This window comes from Allobosea sp. UNC402CLCol (assembly GCF_000745475.1).
GTDB classification, from domain to species: Bacteria; Pseudomonadota; Alphaproteobacteria; order Rhizobiales; family Beijerinckiaceae; genus Allobosea; species Allobosea spartocytisi.
In genome coordinates this window covers 1-15,808 of record NZ_JQJJ01000003.1, presented here as the reverse complement: position 1 = coordinate 15,808, position 15,808 = coordinate 1, and the positions used below count along the sequence as shown (strand labels likewise).

The following is a 15,808-nucleotide window of genomic DNA, read 5'->3' as shown; positions in this document are numbered from 1 at the left end:
GGTGCGCCGCGTCCGAAAATCCACTTTCGGCGTTGCTCCCCTCTAGCGAAGCCGATCTGGTTTGCGTTGCCGTGGCTCCTATCAAAAGTCTCGTCGAACGCAGGATCCGTTCGGCTGCGCGGCCCCTCCGACATTGTCAGATCACGGGTGGGCGATAGGGCGCGGCCGCCCGCAGCGACAACCGGACCGATGCCGGGGACCGCACTCAAGCCGATGCCGGCAAGCCACCACTTGAGGACGGCCTTTACTAGCCGGAAATTTTCCGCCCCTTGATTGTGACTGCCTCCAAGATCCCGCCATCATGGCATACGCCTGTCAAACGCCTTGCCGGCGCAGGAGCCAGAGAAAATAGGGGCTTCCCAGCAGCGTCACCACGATGCCGGCCGGCAGCTCGTTGGGAAAAAGTGCGACACGCCCCAGCCAGTCCGCCGCCATCAGCAGCCCTGCGCCCATCAGCATCGCACCTGCTAAATGCTGCACGGGGCGCGTCAGCCCGAGCATGCTCGCCATATGCGGTGCCATCAGCCCGACGAAGCTCATCGGGCCCGCGATCAGCGTACCGCAGGCCGTCAGCAGGGCAGCCGCGCACAGCACCAGCAGGCGGCTTGCCGGCGATACACCCACGGCTTTGGCCGTAGGCATGCCGAGCGGCAGCAGCGCAAGCCAGCGAGCCAGTGCCAGCAACGAAACGAAGAGGACCGGTGTCGCGACGAGCATTGCGGCAGCGATCGTCTCGCGTACCAACGACATCGAGCCCGAGATGAGCCGGAGCAGCACGAGTCCGCGCGGGTCGCCGCTGCCGACGAAGAGAGCGACGACGACCGCGAAGGCGGTGTTGATCGCAATCCCTGTCAGCAGCATCCGGGCAGCGGACATAGGGGACCGGTTGGAAAGCAGCAGGAGTAACAGGAAGGTTGCCACTGCGCCCGCGAACAAGGCACCCGTCTGAAAGAGCGGATCCAGCGGGAGGTCGAGCAGCAGCGCGCCGATCATTGCCAGCATGCCGCCGGCACCGATGCCGAGGACCTCGGGGCTGGCGAGTGGGTTGCCGGTCAGGCGCTGGATTAGACAACCTGCGCCGGCCAGCATCGCGCCGGCCGAGAGCGCGCCCGCCACGCGAGGCCACCGCCAGGGCAGGAGCGCGTGGAGTTGCGCACCGCTCGCCCACTGCCAGCCCCGAACTCCCGGCGCGAAGCTGATTGCGACGCAGAAGACAAGCAGGCACAGGCAAAGGAGCGTCGCGAGAATAACCAGAGGACGGGAGGCTCGCGCATTTCGCCCGGCGCCGTCGCGGGGCAACTCACCAGAGTGGCTCAGCCGCGGCAAAAGTAGCAGGAGCAGCGGCACGCCGATGAGGGCCGTCGCCGTGCCCGCCGGGAGTTGCTGCGCGCCGATCCCGATTCGGGATGCGAGCTCGTCCGCCAGCCAGAGCAGCGCCGCCCCGACAGGCGGTGCCCAGACGAACTGGTCGCGCAGGCGCCGTGCGCCGGCCAGCCTGGTGACGGCTGGCGCTGCGAGACCGACGAAGCCGATATTGCCGACCGCGCTGACGACGAAGGCCGTTAGTGCGATGGCGACGACGAGCCCGGCCAACCGGGCCAGCCCCGGAGAGAGGCCGAGAGCAGCTGTAATACCCTCATCGAGCCCCAGCAGCGTCAGTGGCCTCAGCAGCAGGGCCGTGGCAAGAATCGCGGCAAAGAAACGCGGCAGCAGATAGGCCGTCCCGTCCCAGCCGCTCTGGGACAGGTTCCCACTGGCCCATAGATAAAGGCCCGCCACGGATTGATCGTTGAACAGGGCGAGCGCCGTAGCCACCGCTCCGCAGGTGATGTTGACGACGAGCCCGGCCAGAACAAGCCGAACTGGTGAGAGCGTGCGGCTCCAGCCGAGCAGGAAGACGAGCGTCCCCGCTGTAGCGGCGCCGGCGAAGGCAACGGCCTCGCGCGACGTCGCAAGCAGGGTCGGGGCATAGAAGGTCGCGCTTGCGATCGCCAAATAGGCTCCACTAGAAACGCCCAGCGTTGCCGGCTCCGCCAGGGGATTGCGCAGGATCTGCTGGAAGAGGAGGCCGGCCAGCGACAGGGCCGCGCCGCACAGCATGGCGATGAGGGCACGCGGAAGCAGCGCGTCTCGCAACAACAGCTCCGCCATCGCATTCCGATCCGGTGCGCGAATGATCCGCAGCCAGGCTTCCGGCGGCGCCAGCCGCGTGAGATCGAACCAGAACAGGAACAGGGCTGGCGCTGCCAGCAGCACGAGCAAGATGGCGCGGCGGGGCAGGGCACGCGCGGGGCTCGCCGTCATAAAGCACCGTCCGGCGCTGTCAGCGCGTCGGCGAGCAGGGTTGCAAAGCGGGTGGCGGACGGCAGGCCGCCGTTATTTAGCACCTGTTCGACAACGCGGATGCGCCCCTCCCGCACGAAACGCAGTGCTTGCCAGAAGACGCTTCTGGCCAGTCGCGCGCCGGGATCTGCCAAGAGCGGTGTACGAAGCAGGAGAACACGAGCCCCTGCTTCGGTCAGCTGCGCTAGTGGAACCGGCGCGAACCCAATGGGTGAGGCCGTCTTCCAGGCGTTGACGAGCCCGAGCGCTGTCAGGATCGCGTCGAACAGGCCGTTCCCGGTATGGACCGTCACATAGCGGTCGTCGATCGGGCTCGCGAGGTAGATCGGCCTGCCGTCATACGACGCGAGCCTGGCGCGTGCCCGGAGCATGGCTTCATCATGGGCAAGTGATAGCTGGGCCGCGGCAGCCGGGACGCCCAGAAAATCCGCCAGACGGGCCGTCTCGCGCTGCGAGCGGGCAAGCAGCTCGCGGCTGGGCTGGAACACCGCGAAAGGCTCCGTAGGCGCAATGCGGCTCAGCAATGGCAGGGCCGGTGCCAGCGCCGGCGTTGCCAGGATCGCGTCCGGGGCCAGCTCCTGGATGAGTTCAAAATTGGGGGCGAACAATAGGCCGACATCGGTCACACCGGCTTGCAGCCGCGGCGTGACGGCGTAGCGATCGTACCAGCCCGGCGCGGGCACGCCGACCGGAACCCGGCCAAGCGCAAGCACGGTCTGGACGAGCCCCCAATCGAGCACGACGAGGCGCGACGGCGCCGCCCAGGCGCCAGGCTCTCTGGTCTCCGCTGCAAACGCCACCGCTGGCGGCGTCAGAGCGGCCGCCGCCGCCGCCACCACCCGAAAGCTGTCGCGGCGCGTCAGGCCCTGCGGAGCTGATCTCTCGCTCAAGCCCTCACCACCGGTAGGACAGGGTCGCGTAGACGGTGCGCCCGACGCCCCAGCGGCAGCCGACAGCGGCGCAGCTGGAGATATATTTCCGGTCGAACAGATTGGTCGCGCTGACCGAGAGCTTAGTCCCCTTGAGTAGCGGGCTCGCGGCGCCGAGATCGTAGTGCACGCCGGCATCGAACAAGGTCACGTTCGGGATCTTGATCGTGTTGGCATTGGTGGCGAAGAACGAGTCGACATAGCGAGCGCCCGCCGTCAAGCCGAAGCCGTTGAGCGGCCCGCTGCGGAAGGTGTAGTCGCCCCACAGGCTGGCGAAATTGCGTGGGGCGCCGGCCAGCCTCTTGCCGACGGTGCCGTCATTGGCTTTCTCCACCTCGGCGTCGAGATAGGTATAGGAAGCGCGGACGCTCAAATTTTCGGCGACGGTGGCCACAGCCGAGAACTCGACGCCGCGCGAGCGGACCTCGCCCGTCTGCACTTGGCTGCCGATAGGGTGTGTCGGATCGAGATCCGCAGTCAGGACATTCTTCTGGCGAAGATTGAACACCGATGCCGTCAGTAGGGCATTCCACCCGACCGGCTGGTACTTGATGCCCGCCTCGTACTGCTCTCCCTTCGTCGGATCGAAGGGGGTGCCGGTTGCAGCCGTGCCCGCCGTCGGCTGGAATGAGGTGGCATAGCTGACATAGGGCGCCAAGCCGTTGTCGAACTTGTAGAGCAGCCCGGTATGCCAAGTGAAGGCGTGGCTGGCCTGCTGCGTCGCGACACCGCTGACATGATTGCTGTTACTGCTGCTGACCCAGTCCTGCCGCCCGCCGAGCGAGAGGACGAAGCCGCCGAATTTGATCTGATCCTGTACGTAGACGCCGAGCTGGCGCTGGACTTGGTCGGCATTTTGGAAGACGCCCGGACGCGGGATCAGCTGGCCATAGACAGGGTTCAGCAGATCGAGCGCCGGTGCCGCACCAAAGCGGGTGAAGTTGTCCCATTTCTTGTACTGATAATCGAGGCCGAGAATGGCCGTGTGTTGCAGCGGGCCGGTCACGAAATCGGCCTGCAGTTGGTTGTCGAGCGTGACCGTGTTGAGGTTTTCCTTGGCCATGTAAGCTTGGCGCTGGAGTGTGCGGTCGTCGGCGGCTACGCCGATAACCTGAGCCTCCCGATAGTTCAGGTCGATATGGCTGAAGCGCAGGTTCTGGCGGAACTTGAGAGTGTCGTTGAACCGATGCTCGAGTTCGTAGCCGACGGCCGCCTGGTTAAAGTCGAAACTCTCGAAATTGGGCTCGCCAGCGAAGAACGAGCGCGGGATCGAGCCATATCGATTGGGATAGAGCGTGCCGCGCATCGGCAGGATGTTCCAGAAGCCTGCCTTGGGATCATGGAGATAGCTGGCGAGAAGCGTGAAGGACGTGTCCGCCGTCGGCCTCCAGGTCAGCGCCGGCGCAATGGCGACACGCTGCTGGTCGAGATGGTCCACCTGCGTGCCTGTGTCGCGGGCGATGCCGGTGAGGCGGTAGAGCAGCTTGCCTTCCGGGTCGATCGGCCCGCTGAAGTCGAAGGCCCCCTGGATGCGGTTAAAGCTGCCGGTCTGGATCTGGACCTCGTGAAGTGGAGTCGCGGTCGGCCGCTTGCTGATCATGTTGAGGAGGCCGCCGGGCGATGCCTGGCCGTACAGTGTCGAGGACGGGCCTTCCAGAACCTCGGCCCGCTCCAGAAAATACGGGTCGACGCGTGGCGTCGACCAGGTACCGGGCATGAGGCGCAGGCCGTCGACATAGGGATCGAGCGCAAATCCGCGGGCATTCACCGGCTCGAACCGGAAGTCGGCATCGTCGCTGAAATAGACGCCCGGCGCGTAGCGGACGGTGTCGCGGACGCTCTGCGCCTGCTGTGCGGTCATCTGCTCGCGCGTGATGACCGAGATGGTCTGCGGCGTCTCGAGGAGCGGCGTGCCGGTCTTAGTCGCGGTGGCGCTCTGCTGAGCGACATAGCCATTGACGGGGCCGCCGGCGACCTCGCCCTGGACGTCGATGGTGTCGAGCGCGATCGCGCCGCCGACATCGGCCGTCCCGCCGGCCACGGGGCCCGTGATCGTGACGGTGCTGGCGTTGGTGAAGCGGTAGTTGAGACCCGACCCGCTAAGGATGCGCGCCAGCGCCTGGCCGCTGCTCATCGCGCCCTCGGCACCGGGTGATTGCTTGCCGCGGACCAGATTAGCGTCGAAGAAGAGCTGCACACCGGTCGTGCTCGAGAACGAGATCAGCGCCTGTGCAAGCGGCTGCGGGCGGATGTTGAAGCTCGCCCGCGCCGAAGCGGACTGCTGTGCCGATGCCGTCATCACGGACAGCGTTGCAAGCGAAGCGCCGAAGGCGAGCGCGAAGGCGAGCGACCGCGAATTGCCGGAGCGGGAAGGATCGATGGAGTAATCGCGACGCATGAACTGGGCTGCCTCTTGGCCGCCCCTGCCGGGACGGTTTCATAAGGCGCGCTTGGACGCGCCCTCGATGATGGAGACACCCGGCCGGAGCGAATCAATGAACCTCGGCCCGAAAAAATTCGACTTCAGGAAGCCGGATATACGAAGGCGACGTAGCCGGTGGCATGGAAGATCCGGATCGGCAGCGTCTCCGTGATGGTCTGGAGGGCGGCCTCGGTCTGGCGTGTATCGAAAACCGCGGTGACGGGGATCGAACCGATCCTGTCGCTGGTCAGGATGATGCGCCCGCGCCGGTAGCGCTCCAGCTCGGCGAGCACGCGGCGCAGCGGCGTGTCCTCGAAGACGATGCGGTCACGGCGCCACGCCGCCACCGACGCGAGGTCCGCCTTGCGCGGCTGCTGCAGTCCCGCCCGATCGTAGCTGACCTGCCAGCCCTCCTCTATGCGCAACGCATCGGGCGCGCCGCTGCGGACTGCGACCGCGTGCCGGGCCACTGTCACGGTGGCCTGGCCCTCCACGAACTTCACGTCGAAGGCCGTGCCGAGTGCTCTTGCCGAGCCGGGCCCGGCGTCGACCACGAAGGGCCTACTGCCGTCGGTTGCGACGTCGAAGAAGGCCTCGCCCTGGTGGAGGTCAACCCGGCGTTCGCTGCCGGTGAAGCGTGTCGACAGGGCGGAATAGGTGCCGAGCTCGACCGTACTTCCATCCGACAGCCTGAGGCTCTTGCGTTCGCCTGCTCCCGTCTTGAACTCGGCCAATAGCCCAGATTTCTGGGCGATATAAACGGCAGCGAGGCCGCTTGCCAGGACGAGCGAGCCAGCGACGATATTCCGGCGAGAGAGGCCCGTGGGCGACTGCCGCACACGATCGAATTCGGGCTGCACCACGTCCAGCCGCCTCCAGATCTCGGCCGCCCGTGTCCAGGCCTCAGCATGGTCGGCGCTCTGGGCGTGCCAGATTTCGAACGCCCGCCGATCGCCAGTCGTCGACTTCTCGTCGCGCAGGCGCACGAACCATTCGAGCGCTTCCATCACGATCGGGTCTGTCGCCTCTCCCTTCATGCGCCTTCCAAGATTCCCTCGCGAGCCCCCGGCGATTCAGAAAGCCTGAGCCCATACGTCTATAATACCCGAGGGCTCGAAAGAACGAACGATGCTCCGCCCTACCGTACGAAATGCCGGTCGAGGTCCGCCAAGGCGAGGACGATGTGGGAGATCACCGTATTGCGCGAAATGCCCTTCCGGTCCGCGATCTCGTCGTAGTTCAGGCCCTCGAACTTATGGAGAACGAAAACCTCGCGCCGGCGTGGCGGCAGAGCCGCGATAGCCTCCATGACGCGCCGCAACTCCGAACGATGCAGCACGACGAGTTCGGGCGAAGGCCGGCTGTCGGGAACGGCGTGGAACTGCTCGTCCCCCAGCTCGACCTCACCGCGCCGGCCGATATCCCTAAGGTGATTGAGCGCTAGATTTCGTGCGGTGCTGGTGAGATAGGCAGGACGGTTCTCGATATCCTTCGCGTCGAGCGCGGCCAGCAGCTTCTCGAACGACTGATGCATGAGGTCTTCCGCCGCCTCGCCATTTCCGACGAGCCGTCTGATGATGCGCTGCAGCCGCAATCTCTGGGAGAGATAGAGGGCAGAGATATCGAGCGCTTGGGTTTGCATCCAGGGTGAAGGTCCTAGAACTTCGACTGGCTCGGTTGGCCGCCCGTTTCCGCTACGCCAGTACGATGAATCAAATTATCGTGCAATAACAATAGTTTATATTGCTTCTAAGCTGATTGGCCCGCCCGCTGAAAAGGGGTCCTCTGTGAAGTAGGCTTTTGAGCCTTGGGGGATGCCGCTATAGCGCGCAAGAAGCATAAGCCGGAAAGAGATCGTCGCGAAGCTGCGAAGGCGGACGTGTTGTCGTCGCAAGGTCGGCCGGTTGCCGAGGCGATCCGCACGATCGGAGTGACGGCCTTCATCTATTATGGTTGGCGCAAGGGGTTCAGCGGCCTGAAGAGCGATCAGGTGAAGCGCTTGAAGCCTTTTCTCTTGACGCTATCGCGTCTTGCTGGTGCGCGGGCTCAATGGGAAATCCGTTGCGTCGTCGTTCCACGGGTCGAACACGCTTGCTCCGGAGGGCTTCGCGTCCTTCACATTGCGCGTGACCAGATAGAGATCATGCTCGATGGCGCATGCGGCGAGCAGCGTGTCGATCACCGGCGGCGCATGTCCGCTGGCCCGTTTCACCTCACCGGAGATTCGCCCCCAGCGCCGCACAACGTCGTCACCAAGCGAAAGCACACGCCGGCCGAACCGTTCGGCGAGCGCATCGCGCGCCGCGACGTAACGCGGCCGCTCGGTATGGTCCGCGGGTAAGTTGTGGATGCCCCTATCGTACTCGGCCAGGGTCAGCACACTAATATGGAAAGTGTCCTCGTCCTGCCGGGCGGCCCAAGACTTCACGGATGGCGCGCCTTTCGGATTGATCAGAGCGGCGACGACATTGGTATCGAGCAGCCAGCCCTTCAAAGCTCGACATCCCGCCCGCGATCCGCCTCGCGTTCCAGGTCGAGGCCGCCGAGATGCAGGCTCTCCATGAACGCGACGAAGGGCGGGCGAGCTTTCGCTGGCGCGAGACGCTCGAACTCCTCGACGCTCATGACGACGACGGCGTCCTGGCCCCGCACCGTCACGTGCTGCGGGCCGTCTTCCCGGGCATGGCGCACCACCTCGCTGAAGCGGGCCTTCGCATCCTCGAGCTTCCAGCGTCCGGCCGCCGCTCGGCCGCCGGATGCTTTACCTGTCCTTGCACGCTCTGCCTGTTTGCCCATCGATCCATGCCTAGTCAGCTAGTCAGATAAATAGCACGCGGCTCTGCGAATTTCCAGACCGCGGCGATGGGAGCGCGGCCTGGAATGGCGCGCTGGCGCGGCCCGTCCCGGACGGCGGTCCTGCCGGGTCCGGCGAGGCCGCGCCGTCCTCAACTGCCGTTCCGGCCTGTCCACCCCTACGCGCGGGCGCGCCGGGTACTCCGGTCGGGTGCGCGGACCGACCTCCTGACGCCGGCCGATACTTTCACCACCGAAACGCAGCCGCGAGGCTTAAATATCGGCCTGCGGGGGCGCTCTCTAATCGCGGCGAGCCAGAAGTTGAATTCTGCGACGCTATACGCCATCGACCCGCAATCCGGTGCGATAGAGGAGCTTTAGAGAATCGTGCTCGGCGGGTGAGTTCAAGTCCGCATGAAATCTGAGGGGTCAGCGAGAGTGGACGTCGAGCTTGGCCGCCCTCAAAACAGCATTTCGACGCGTCCCTTGAGGGCGTGATCGCGGGAGCGTTCACCGATGGCGGCGGAGTAGGTCAAGCCCAGCACGGTGGCCTGCGATATCCGCCAGTCGAGCCCGGCCTCGGCGACGAGCGCCTCGCGGTCGATCCTGGCGGCGAAGACCGTGGCCGGGGTGGTGCCGGCGACGAAGGCGGTGCGTGCCTGCGGGATGAGCTCGCCAAAGCCGCGGCGCCAGCCGAGCATGGCGCGGGCGAACAGCGGCACCGCCCCAAGCTGCGCCTCGCCGCGCAGGCCCAGCGTGGTGAAGCCCAGCGTCTGGTCGCTGGAGAGCAGGCGCAGGGCCGCTGCCCCGCCGCGCTCGCTGCCGGCATCCGTGCTGACCCGGATCAGCGCCAGCTGCGCGAAGGGTTCGAGCGCGAAGCCGCTGAAGGCGAGACCATAGCCGAGCTCGGCGAAGCCTTGCGCGACCTGGCCCGGACGCTGCAGGCGCAGGAGGTCGCCGAAGCCGCGGATTGAGACCTGACGGCGGATGTCGCTCTCGCTCCACGAATAGGTCGCGCCGGCATCGAAGCGCAGGCTGCCGAAGCGGGCCCCGGCATAGAGCGCGGCATGGCCGCTCTCGAGCCTGCCGCTGGAGAGACGTGCATTGAGGTCGAAGCGCGACTGGCTGTAGCCGCCGGCTACGCCGATCTTCAGCGAAGAGCCCGGCGCGTCATGGAGCATGAGATCCGCCCCGAGCAGCGCCCCGCCGCTGCGGTGGTTGAGGCTCGCGGCATTGCCGTCGCCATCGCTGTCGCCGGTGCTGCCGAAGGCCGTCCCCCAGAGCGCATAACGCGGCGGCGGCACCGGGGCCGGCATCGTGATCACACCCTTCCTGCCCAGTAGGTCGGCGCTGAAGGCGCCTGCGACCTGGCCTGGCGCCTGCGTCAGCAGTGGGCTGCGCAGATGGCCAAGGATGGTGTCGCGCACTAGCCGGCTCTCGTCGATCATCACCGAGACGCCCTGAGCATGTGCCTCGCCCGAAATGAGGTCGAAGCCGGCGCGGGCCTCGGCCGCCGTCGCCGAGATCAGTGTGTCGTAGACCGGATTGCCGCCTCCCAGACGCTCCGCCGCGGTCGCGATGAAGCTCTGGTTGCGCGTCTGAGCGATGTAAGGGCGCTGCCCGCCGGACCCACCGCCCGTGCTGCCGCCGCCATCGGGGCCGAAGCCGGTTTCGTTGCGGGTCATGGTCAGCGTGACGTTCTGGCTGTCATAGGCCAGCGACGGTGTGAGGAAGGCGAGGTTCGAGCTGACGCCGCTGAAGCTACCGCCGACCCCGCCCGAGGCGGTCAGGATGGTGTAGTTGGTCGCCGCCGCGTAATTGCCGGTCTGCGCCAGTACCTGCACCGTGCCGCCCGAGATCGTCGCCGAGCCCGAGGCCGCGATCCTGTCGCTGCTGCCGGAGGCGTTGACCTCGACCTGATAGGTCGAGCCCGAGGCGAACGAGACATTGCCCGAGACGGTCAACGTTCCGATCGAGTTGCCCGGCGCCACCGTGCCGCCGGCATCGGCGGCGACACCGCCGACCGCGCCGGAGCCAGCGAGCGTCGCACCGCTCAGCACCGTCACCGCCGAGGAGCCGAGCGAACCGTTGACCGAGAGCTTGCCGGCTTCGATCGTGGTTGTGCCGGCCAGCGCGCTCGTGCCGGTTAGGTCAAGATTGCCCGCGCCGCGCTTGGCGAAGGAACCGGAGCCATTGATCGCGTTGGCGAAACTGGCGTCCACCGGCTGGTCGACGACGAGTGCGCCATTGTTCACGATCTGGCTGACGCCGAGGCTGCTGGCCGAGCCGATCAGCGTGCCCTGCGCGATCAATGTGCCGCCGGAATAGCTGTTGGCGCCGGTCAAGGTGAGCGAGCCGGCACCGCGCTTGTGCACGTCGCCCGTGCCCGAGATCGCACCGGCGAAGGCAAAGTCGTCCGAGCGATTGAAGGCGAGCGTCCGATTGTCGACGACAGGGCCGGTGATCGAGCCCGAGGTGCCGCCATCGCCGATCTGCAGGACGCCGTCGGCGATCATGGTCCCGCCGGCATAGCTGTTCGTTCCGGTCAGCACCAGCGTGCCGCTGCCGGTCTTCGTCAGCGCGCCGTTGCCGCCGATGCCACCCGACCAGGACAGGTCCGCATCGGTTTGGAAAATGCCGCCTGCGGCATCGAGCACGGCATTGCGGGCCGAGGTGAAGCTCGCCGTCGTCCTCAGCGTGCCGCCATCGAGGCTTAGGCCGCCGGCGGCCGCGCCAAGATTGGCATCGGCCGAAACCTGGAGAACACCGCCGGCAATTGTCGTCCCGCCTGAGTAGCTGTTGGTAGCCGAGAGGATGAGCCTGCCACCGCCCACCTTGACGATGGCCGTGCCTCTGCCATCGACGATGGTCGAGCCGATGCTGGCGACGACCCCGTTGTCGACATTGAAGGTGCCGGCTCCTCCGCTCGCCGGCGCGATCGAGAGCGTGCCGCCGTTCAGCACATAGCCGTCTGTCGAGAACTGCAGCGTGTCAAAGCTCACAGGCCCGACAACGCTCACCGCCCCGCCGGTCGGGCCGGCGAAGATGCCGACCGAGCCGCCCCAACCGGCATTGGCGCTGCCAGTGCTGCTGGTCCAATTGCTGCCGAAGCCGGACCAGGTGCCGGCACCGCCGTTGACGACGCCGTTGCCGATTGCGTTCGTGCCGTCCCAGAACTGCATCGTCTGGCCGGTGCCGAAGACGGCGAGGTTGACCTGCCCTGCCGTCGCCGTCTCGACCTGCGCGCTGGCGATGGCGAAACCGCTCCGGGTCGAGGTCACGCTCTGGCTGGCGAAGCTGCCCGCGAGCGTGCCGCCATAGTCGAACAGCCGATAATAGCCGGCTGCCGCCGCACGCGCATCGAGGGCGCCGCCGAGCGTGAGATTGCCGGTGACCTTGACGAGGTCGTTGCCGGCGACGGGATCGCTGCCGCCGACCACGCCCGGCGAATTCAGCTCGAACACCGAGGTCGAACCGCTGTTGAGCGTCAGCGATCCAACCGTCAGCGTGCCGGGGCTGTGCCCCGCCGATAAGGTCCCGTCCACGGCCACGGCCCCGGCGATGCTGCCGGTCCCGGACAAGGTCGCGCCGGCTGCGACCGTCACCGCCCCAAGCCCGCTCAGCGCGCCGTCGACGCGCAATTCGCCGGCAGAGACCGTCGTTGTGCCGCCATAGCTGCTGGTCCCGCTCAGCGTCTGCGTGCCCGTGCCCTGCTTGACGATGCCGCCCGTGCCGCCGATCGAACCGGCGAAGACCTGGTTCGCCGCATTGCCGAAGGTCAGCGTGTTCGTGCCGAGTGTAACGGTGCTGCCGCCGACGCCAGATAACCCGCCGATCGTCTGGTTGGAAGCGGCAAAGCCGAGGTCGAACTCAGCGCCTGCGGCGGCAAGGTCGAGGCTGCCGCTCGCGGCGAGGCTGCCCGGGCCGGCCAATGCCAGCGTACCGGCAGTGACCGTGGTGCCGCCGGTGTAGGTGCTGCTCCCCGTCAGCGTCTGCGTACCCGTGCCCTGCTTGACGATGCCGCCGGCGCCGCCGATCGATCCGGCGAAGCTCGTGTTCCCGGCCCCCCCGAAGGTCAGCGTGTTGCTGCCGAGCCAGATGGTGCTGCCGGTGACGCCCGACAGCCCGCCAATGGTTCGGCTCCCAATGGCGGCGCCGATGTCGAACCTTGCGCCAGTACCGGCGAGATTGAGGCTGCCACTCGCGGCGAGACTGCCGGCGTCGCCCAGCGCCAACGTGCCGGCATTGATCGTGGTGCCGCCCGTATAGGTGTTCGCGCCGGTCAGCGTCTGCCTGCCGCTGCCATCCTTGATGAGCCCACCATCGCTGCCGGATATCGCACCGCTGAAAACGGAGCTCGCATTCTGCGAACCCACGGTCAGACCTGCGCCGCTACCGAGCACAATCAGCCCGCTGCCTCTGAGCTCGTTCACCGCCAACGAAGAGTTCAGTTGGTGCGTACCGTCGATCTGGAGATCGGTGGAGCTTTCCACTGCCGCGGAGTTGCCGGTCGTCAACGTCACTCCAGGGACAACCTCGAGAGTGCCGATACTGCCGCCGGTGCCTGTCCAAGTGCTGTCGCCATTGAATATGAGGCGCGACGCGCCCGTTATGCTGGTCGAGAATGTTCCGCCATCGATGGTCAGCGGCGCGAAGATGCCGATAGACCCGTTGCCCTCGAGCCGGCTAATCCGCGTCGCCTTGCTCGATAATTCAAGCCGGGCGTCGTTGTTGATGGTGACCGAGCGGATCACGCCTACCAAATCCTGAAGCCCGTACAAGCTTAGCGGCGAGGCGTACACGGTGCCTCCGTCAATCACGAGGTTGGTCGGGTTGTTCCACCGGGCGGTCCATTTCAGGACGTCGATCGTGCCGGTGTCGGTCGCTGAGCCGAGATAGAGCGTTGTCCCCTGCCGGAGCCAGTCGAGCGTCACGCTCATCGTGTGGCCAGCTGTCGCTGAAAGCCGGGCGACCGCGTTGGCTTCGGTCTGCACCTGGCTTCCAAGATCTAGATCAGCCAGCGCACGAATATGCCCGTTGGTGCCAATGAAAGTCAGTGAACTGTAAGGATATGGATTACTGGTCGAAACCTCGCCAAGGCCGCCGACATCGCCATTCGATTGCGCCTGGGCGCTTTGCACGCCGGCATAGGTGAAGGCGACTAAAAGCGCTGCGAACCGGACGATCCGAGATCGATCACAAGGCCGACGTTCGACCGATCCGATCGCGGGCTCTCTTGACGCCGCGCCGGGGACGCTCACGAGCTGTGTGGCGACCGCCTGAGCGAAGAGATATTGGTGTCTTGAATCAAACGGCTGCATGCGACGGAACAAGGCCATGACGACATCAGCCCGCAAAGTCCAAACTCTGCATGCATTCGCGATGCATGAGGTTCCGGAACCGGCCACTCGTGCCGGCATGCTCCATCGCTCAATCGCGCTCCATATCGACAAAGGTCCCTGGCCTTATGCCGCCAGCCTGATCGGCCGCAGCGGGTTTCGCGATGCTTTGCGCTTGTACTGCGCCGCAATGACCCAGCCGCTGGCAACGTCCTGGCCGGCGGACAAATTCTTCGGCCAGAAGCTGCGCTATCTCGTCTCCTTTGTTCTGATCGGTCTCGACGCGCGCTGGCGCCGGGGAGACGGCGACGCGCCGACGCTGGCGGCGCTCCAGCGTATCGCGCCAGCCAGTGCCCGGCAGATCGCGGAGCTGGTCGGCACGCTCAAGCTGGGCGGTTACCTAGTCGCGAGCCGGCTCCCGACAGACCGTCGGGCTTTGCGGTTGAGCCCCTCGATGACGCTGCTTCAGGAAATCGGCCGATCACCCCTGGCCTTTCTCGGCGCCTCCGAGCACCTCGATCCGGCTGCGTCGCCGATAGCTGCGAGGCTTCGATTGGATTCTGCGGGGCTGGCGGATTGGCTTGGGGCCTCCTACGAGATGTTTCTGCAGGAGGATCTCTACTTCGCTCCCTTTTGCAATGTGGTCGAGTTCACCGGGCAGGATTGCGGTTATCCGGTTCTGTCTGCCGTTCTTGCCGCACACTATGCCGCGCTGGCCGGTGTCGCTGCGCCGGCGCCTCTCTCCTATGGCGGGCTGGCCGAGCGATTTCGCGTCTCAAGGCAGCACGTCGGCAATATCTTTGCCAATGCGGAACGACGCGGCTGTTTCAGCGTCGACCGCGGGGGGCGCAGCGTTACCGTCTCAGCAGACTTTTTGTCGGAATTCGAGACCTGGGCGGCAGGCCAGATGGCACATTACCGCCTCCTCGCTGAGCGTGAATTCGATACTCCCAGCTAGATGGCTCGTTTCTCGAATGATGAGCCAAGAGCCGAATGACGTCGCTATGGGCCGAGAGCCGGCATCTCGCTTCAAAGCTGCTAGAGCATCATGAGAGGTGTTGCCACGAGCCCGGTGGCCCAGAATTAACACCGCGGCAGGATCCCTGCGCTAGATGGACGACATGGAGAATCCCTTCTTGATCGCAGCCGGTATGATAGCTGTAGCGGTGCTTGCCTGGCTCGCGTCCAAAAGGTGGGACTGATCCGGAGAAGACGCAGCCCAGCTCAGTCACGCGGCAGGCACGCCGTCGCTGCGCATCATCGCTCGCGTTCTGCCCGGCCCAATCGCTCGGAGCCGGCCTTTTTCGTTTCAAGCGGTGTCGTGGTAACGCCGTGCGGGCGTTGTGACGGACTGGCGGTGTGTTTCCATTGCCGTGCAGACGCGAGACAATGTGTGAATTGCCTTCAGAACCTGACGGCGAGCACGCCTTTGAAGGAATGATCCTGGGTATCCTCAGCGAGCTGGCCGGTATAGCTCACGCCGAGGGTCGCGTTACGGCCGATGGCAAGATCGAGCCCGGCTTCGACCATGGCTGCATCGCGCGCGATCGGCAGACCCGCAACGGTGAACGCGCTGGATGATCCGGCGAAGGCGAGCGTCGCTTTCGGATCGACGTCACCGAAGGCATGGCGCCAGGCCAGACCGCCGCGCAGCGTCACGGCCATGCCCTGGAGATCGAGGCTGGTCGCTGCCCGCAAGCCGAGCGTGGAATAGCCGACGCCGGTATCGTCGCCCCGGCCGGTGAGCGCGGTAGCGGCGCCGGCCTCGCTGAATCCGTCGCTATGCAGGTTGACATAGGCCAGCCCGGCGAACGGTTCAAACGCGGCGCGACCAAGCTCGATGCGATAGCCGACCTCGCCGAAGACCTGGGCGGTCGCGGCATCGTAGCTCGCACGCGGAATGCTGCCGAGGAAGGCCGAGGTCACGGCGCGCCGCGTCTCGATATCGTGCCAGGTGTAGCTGGCGCCCGCCCGCAGGTTGA

The 15,808-nt window shown here is 66.0% G+C and carries 10 protein-coding genes and 1 pseudogene; 2 read left to right on the top strand and 9 right to left on the bottom strand.

Annotated elements, in window-relative coordinates; genetic code table 11:
• Window positions 1-315: 315 nt before the first annotated feature.
• From fhuB to GY40_RS01120, 5 genes are all read right to left on the bottom strand, one after another.
• Window positions 316-2,304, bottom strand: coding sequence for a Fe(3+)-hydroxamate ABC transporter permease FhuB (fhuB, locus tag GY40_RS01140; RefSeq protein WP_038357993.1), 1,989 nt, complete (start codon window positions 2,302-2,304; stop codon window positions 316-318).
• Window positions 2,301-3,233 (bottom strand): ABC transporter substrate-binding protein, encoded by a 933-nt coding sequence (locus GY40_RS01135; protein ID WP_051987406.1) that lies wholly within the window; start codon window positions 3,231-3,233, stop codon window positions 2,301-2,303. Before GY40_RS01135 ends, fhuB begins: the two co-directional genes overlap by 4 nt.
• 4 nt (window positions 3,234-3,237) lie before the next feature.
• Window positions 3,238-5,670 carry a TonB-dependent siderophore receptor gene (locus GY40_RS01130; RefSeq protein WP_038357992.1) on the bottom strand — a complete coding sequence of 811 codons (2,433 nt, stop codon included), beginning with the start codon at window positions 5,668-5,670 and terminating at the stop codon, window positions 3,238-3,240.
• A gap of 125 nt (window positions 5,671-5,795) precedes the next feature.
• Window positions 5,796-6,731: a FecR family protein gene (locus GY40_RS01125; protein ID WP_038357991.1), complete on the bottom strand. Its 936-nt coding sequence runs from the start codon at window positions 6,729-6,731 to the stop codon at window positions 5,796-5,798.
• A 101-nt stretch (window positions 6,732-6,832) separates the two neighbouring features.
• On the bottom strand, window positions 6,833-7,336 hold the full coding sequence (locus GY40_RS01120; protein WP_038357990.1) for an RNA polymerase sigma factor: 504 nt from the start codon (window positions 7,334-7,336) through the stop codon (window positions 6,833-6,835).
• A 180-nt stretch (window positions 7,337-7,516) separates the two neighbouring features.
• Here GY40_RS01120 and GY40_RS28140 point away from each other — a divergent pair.
• Window positions 7,517-7,699 (top strand): annotated as a pseudogene (locus GY40_RS28140) (IS3 family transposase); the annotation flags it as partial.
• Between the two features lie 15 nt (window positions 7,700-7,714).
• Here GY40_RS28140 and GY40_RS01115 read toward each other — a convergent pair.
• The 3 genes from GY40_RS01115 to GY40_RS01105 form a co-directional block, all read right to left on the bottom strand.
• Window positions 7,715-8,188, bottom strand: a complete 474-nt coding sequence (locus GY40_RS01115; protein WP_038357989.1) for a type II toxin-antitoxin system VapC family toxin — start codon at window positions 8,186-8,188, stop codon at window positions 7,715-7,717.
• The gene (locus GY40_RS01110; RefSeq protein ID WP_038357988.1) at window positions 8,185-8,490 is read right to left on the bottom strand and encodes a type II toxin-antitoxin system Phd/YefM family antitoxin; all 306 of its coding nucleotides are present in this window, start codon (window positions 8,488-8,490) and stop codon (window positions 8,185-8,187) included. Before GY40_RS01110 ends, GY40_RS01115 begins: the two co-directional genes overlap by 4 nt.
• A gap of 458 nt (window positions 8,491-8,948) precedes the next feature.
• Window positions 8,949-13,481, bottom strand: coding sequence for an autotransporter-associated beta strand repeat-containing protein (locus tag GY40_RS01105; protein WP_038357987.1), 4,533 nt, complete (start codon window positions 13,479-13,481; stop codon window positions 8,949-8,951).
• Between the two features lie 343 nt (window positions 13,482-13,824).
• Between GY40_RS01105 and GY40_RS01100 the strand changes: the two genes are divergently transcribed.
• Window positions 13,825-14,784 (top strand): MarR family transcriptional regulator, encoded by a 960-nt coding sequence (locus tag GY40_RS01100; protein ID WP_156115832.1) that lies wholly within the window; start codon window positions 13,825-13,827, stop codon window positions 14,782-14,784.
• A 446-nt stretch (window positions 14,785-15,230) separates the two neighbouring features.
• Here GY40_RS01100 and GY40_RS01095 read toward each other — a convergent pair.
• A partial coding sequence (locus tag GY40_RS01095) for an autotransporter outer membrane beta-barrel domain-containing protein (RefSeq protein WP_038357986.1) occupies window positions 15,231-15,808 on the bottom strand: 578 nt, incomplete at its 5' end.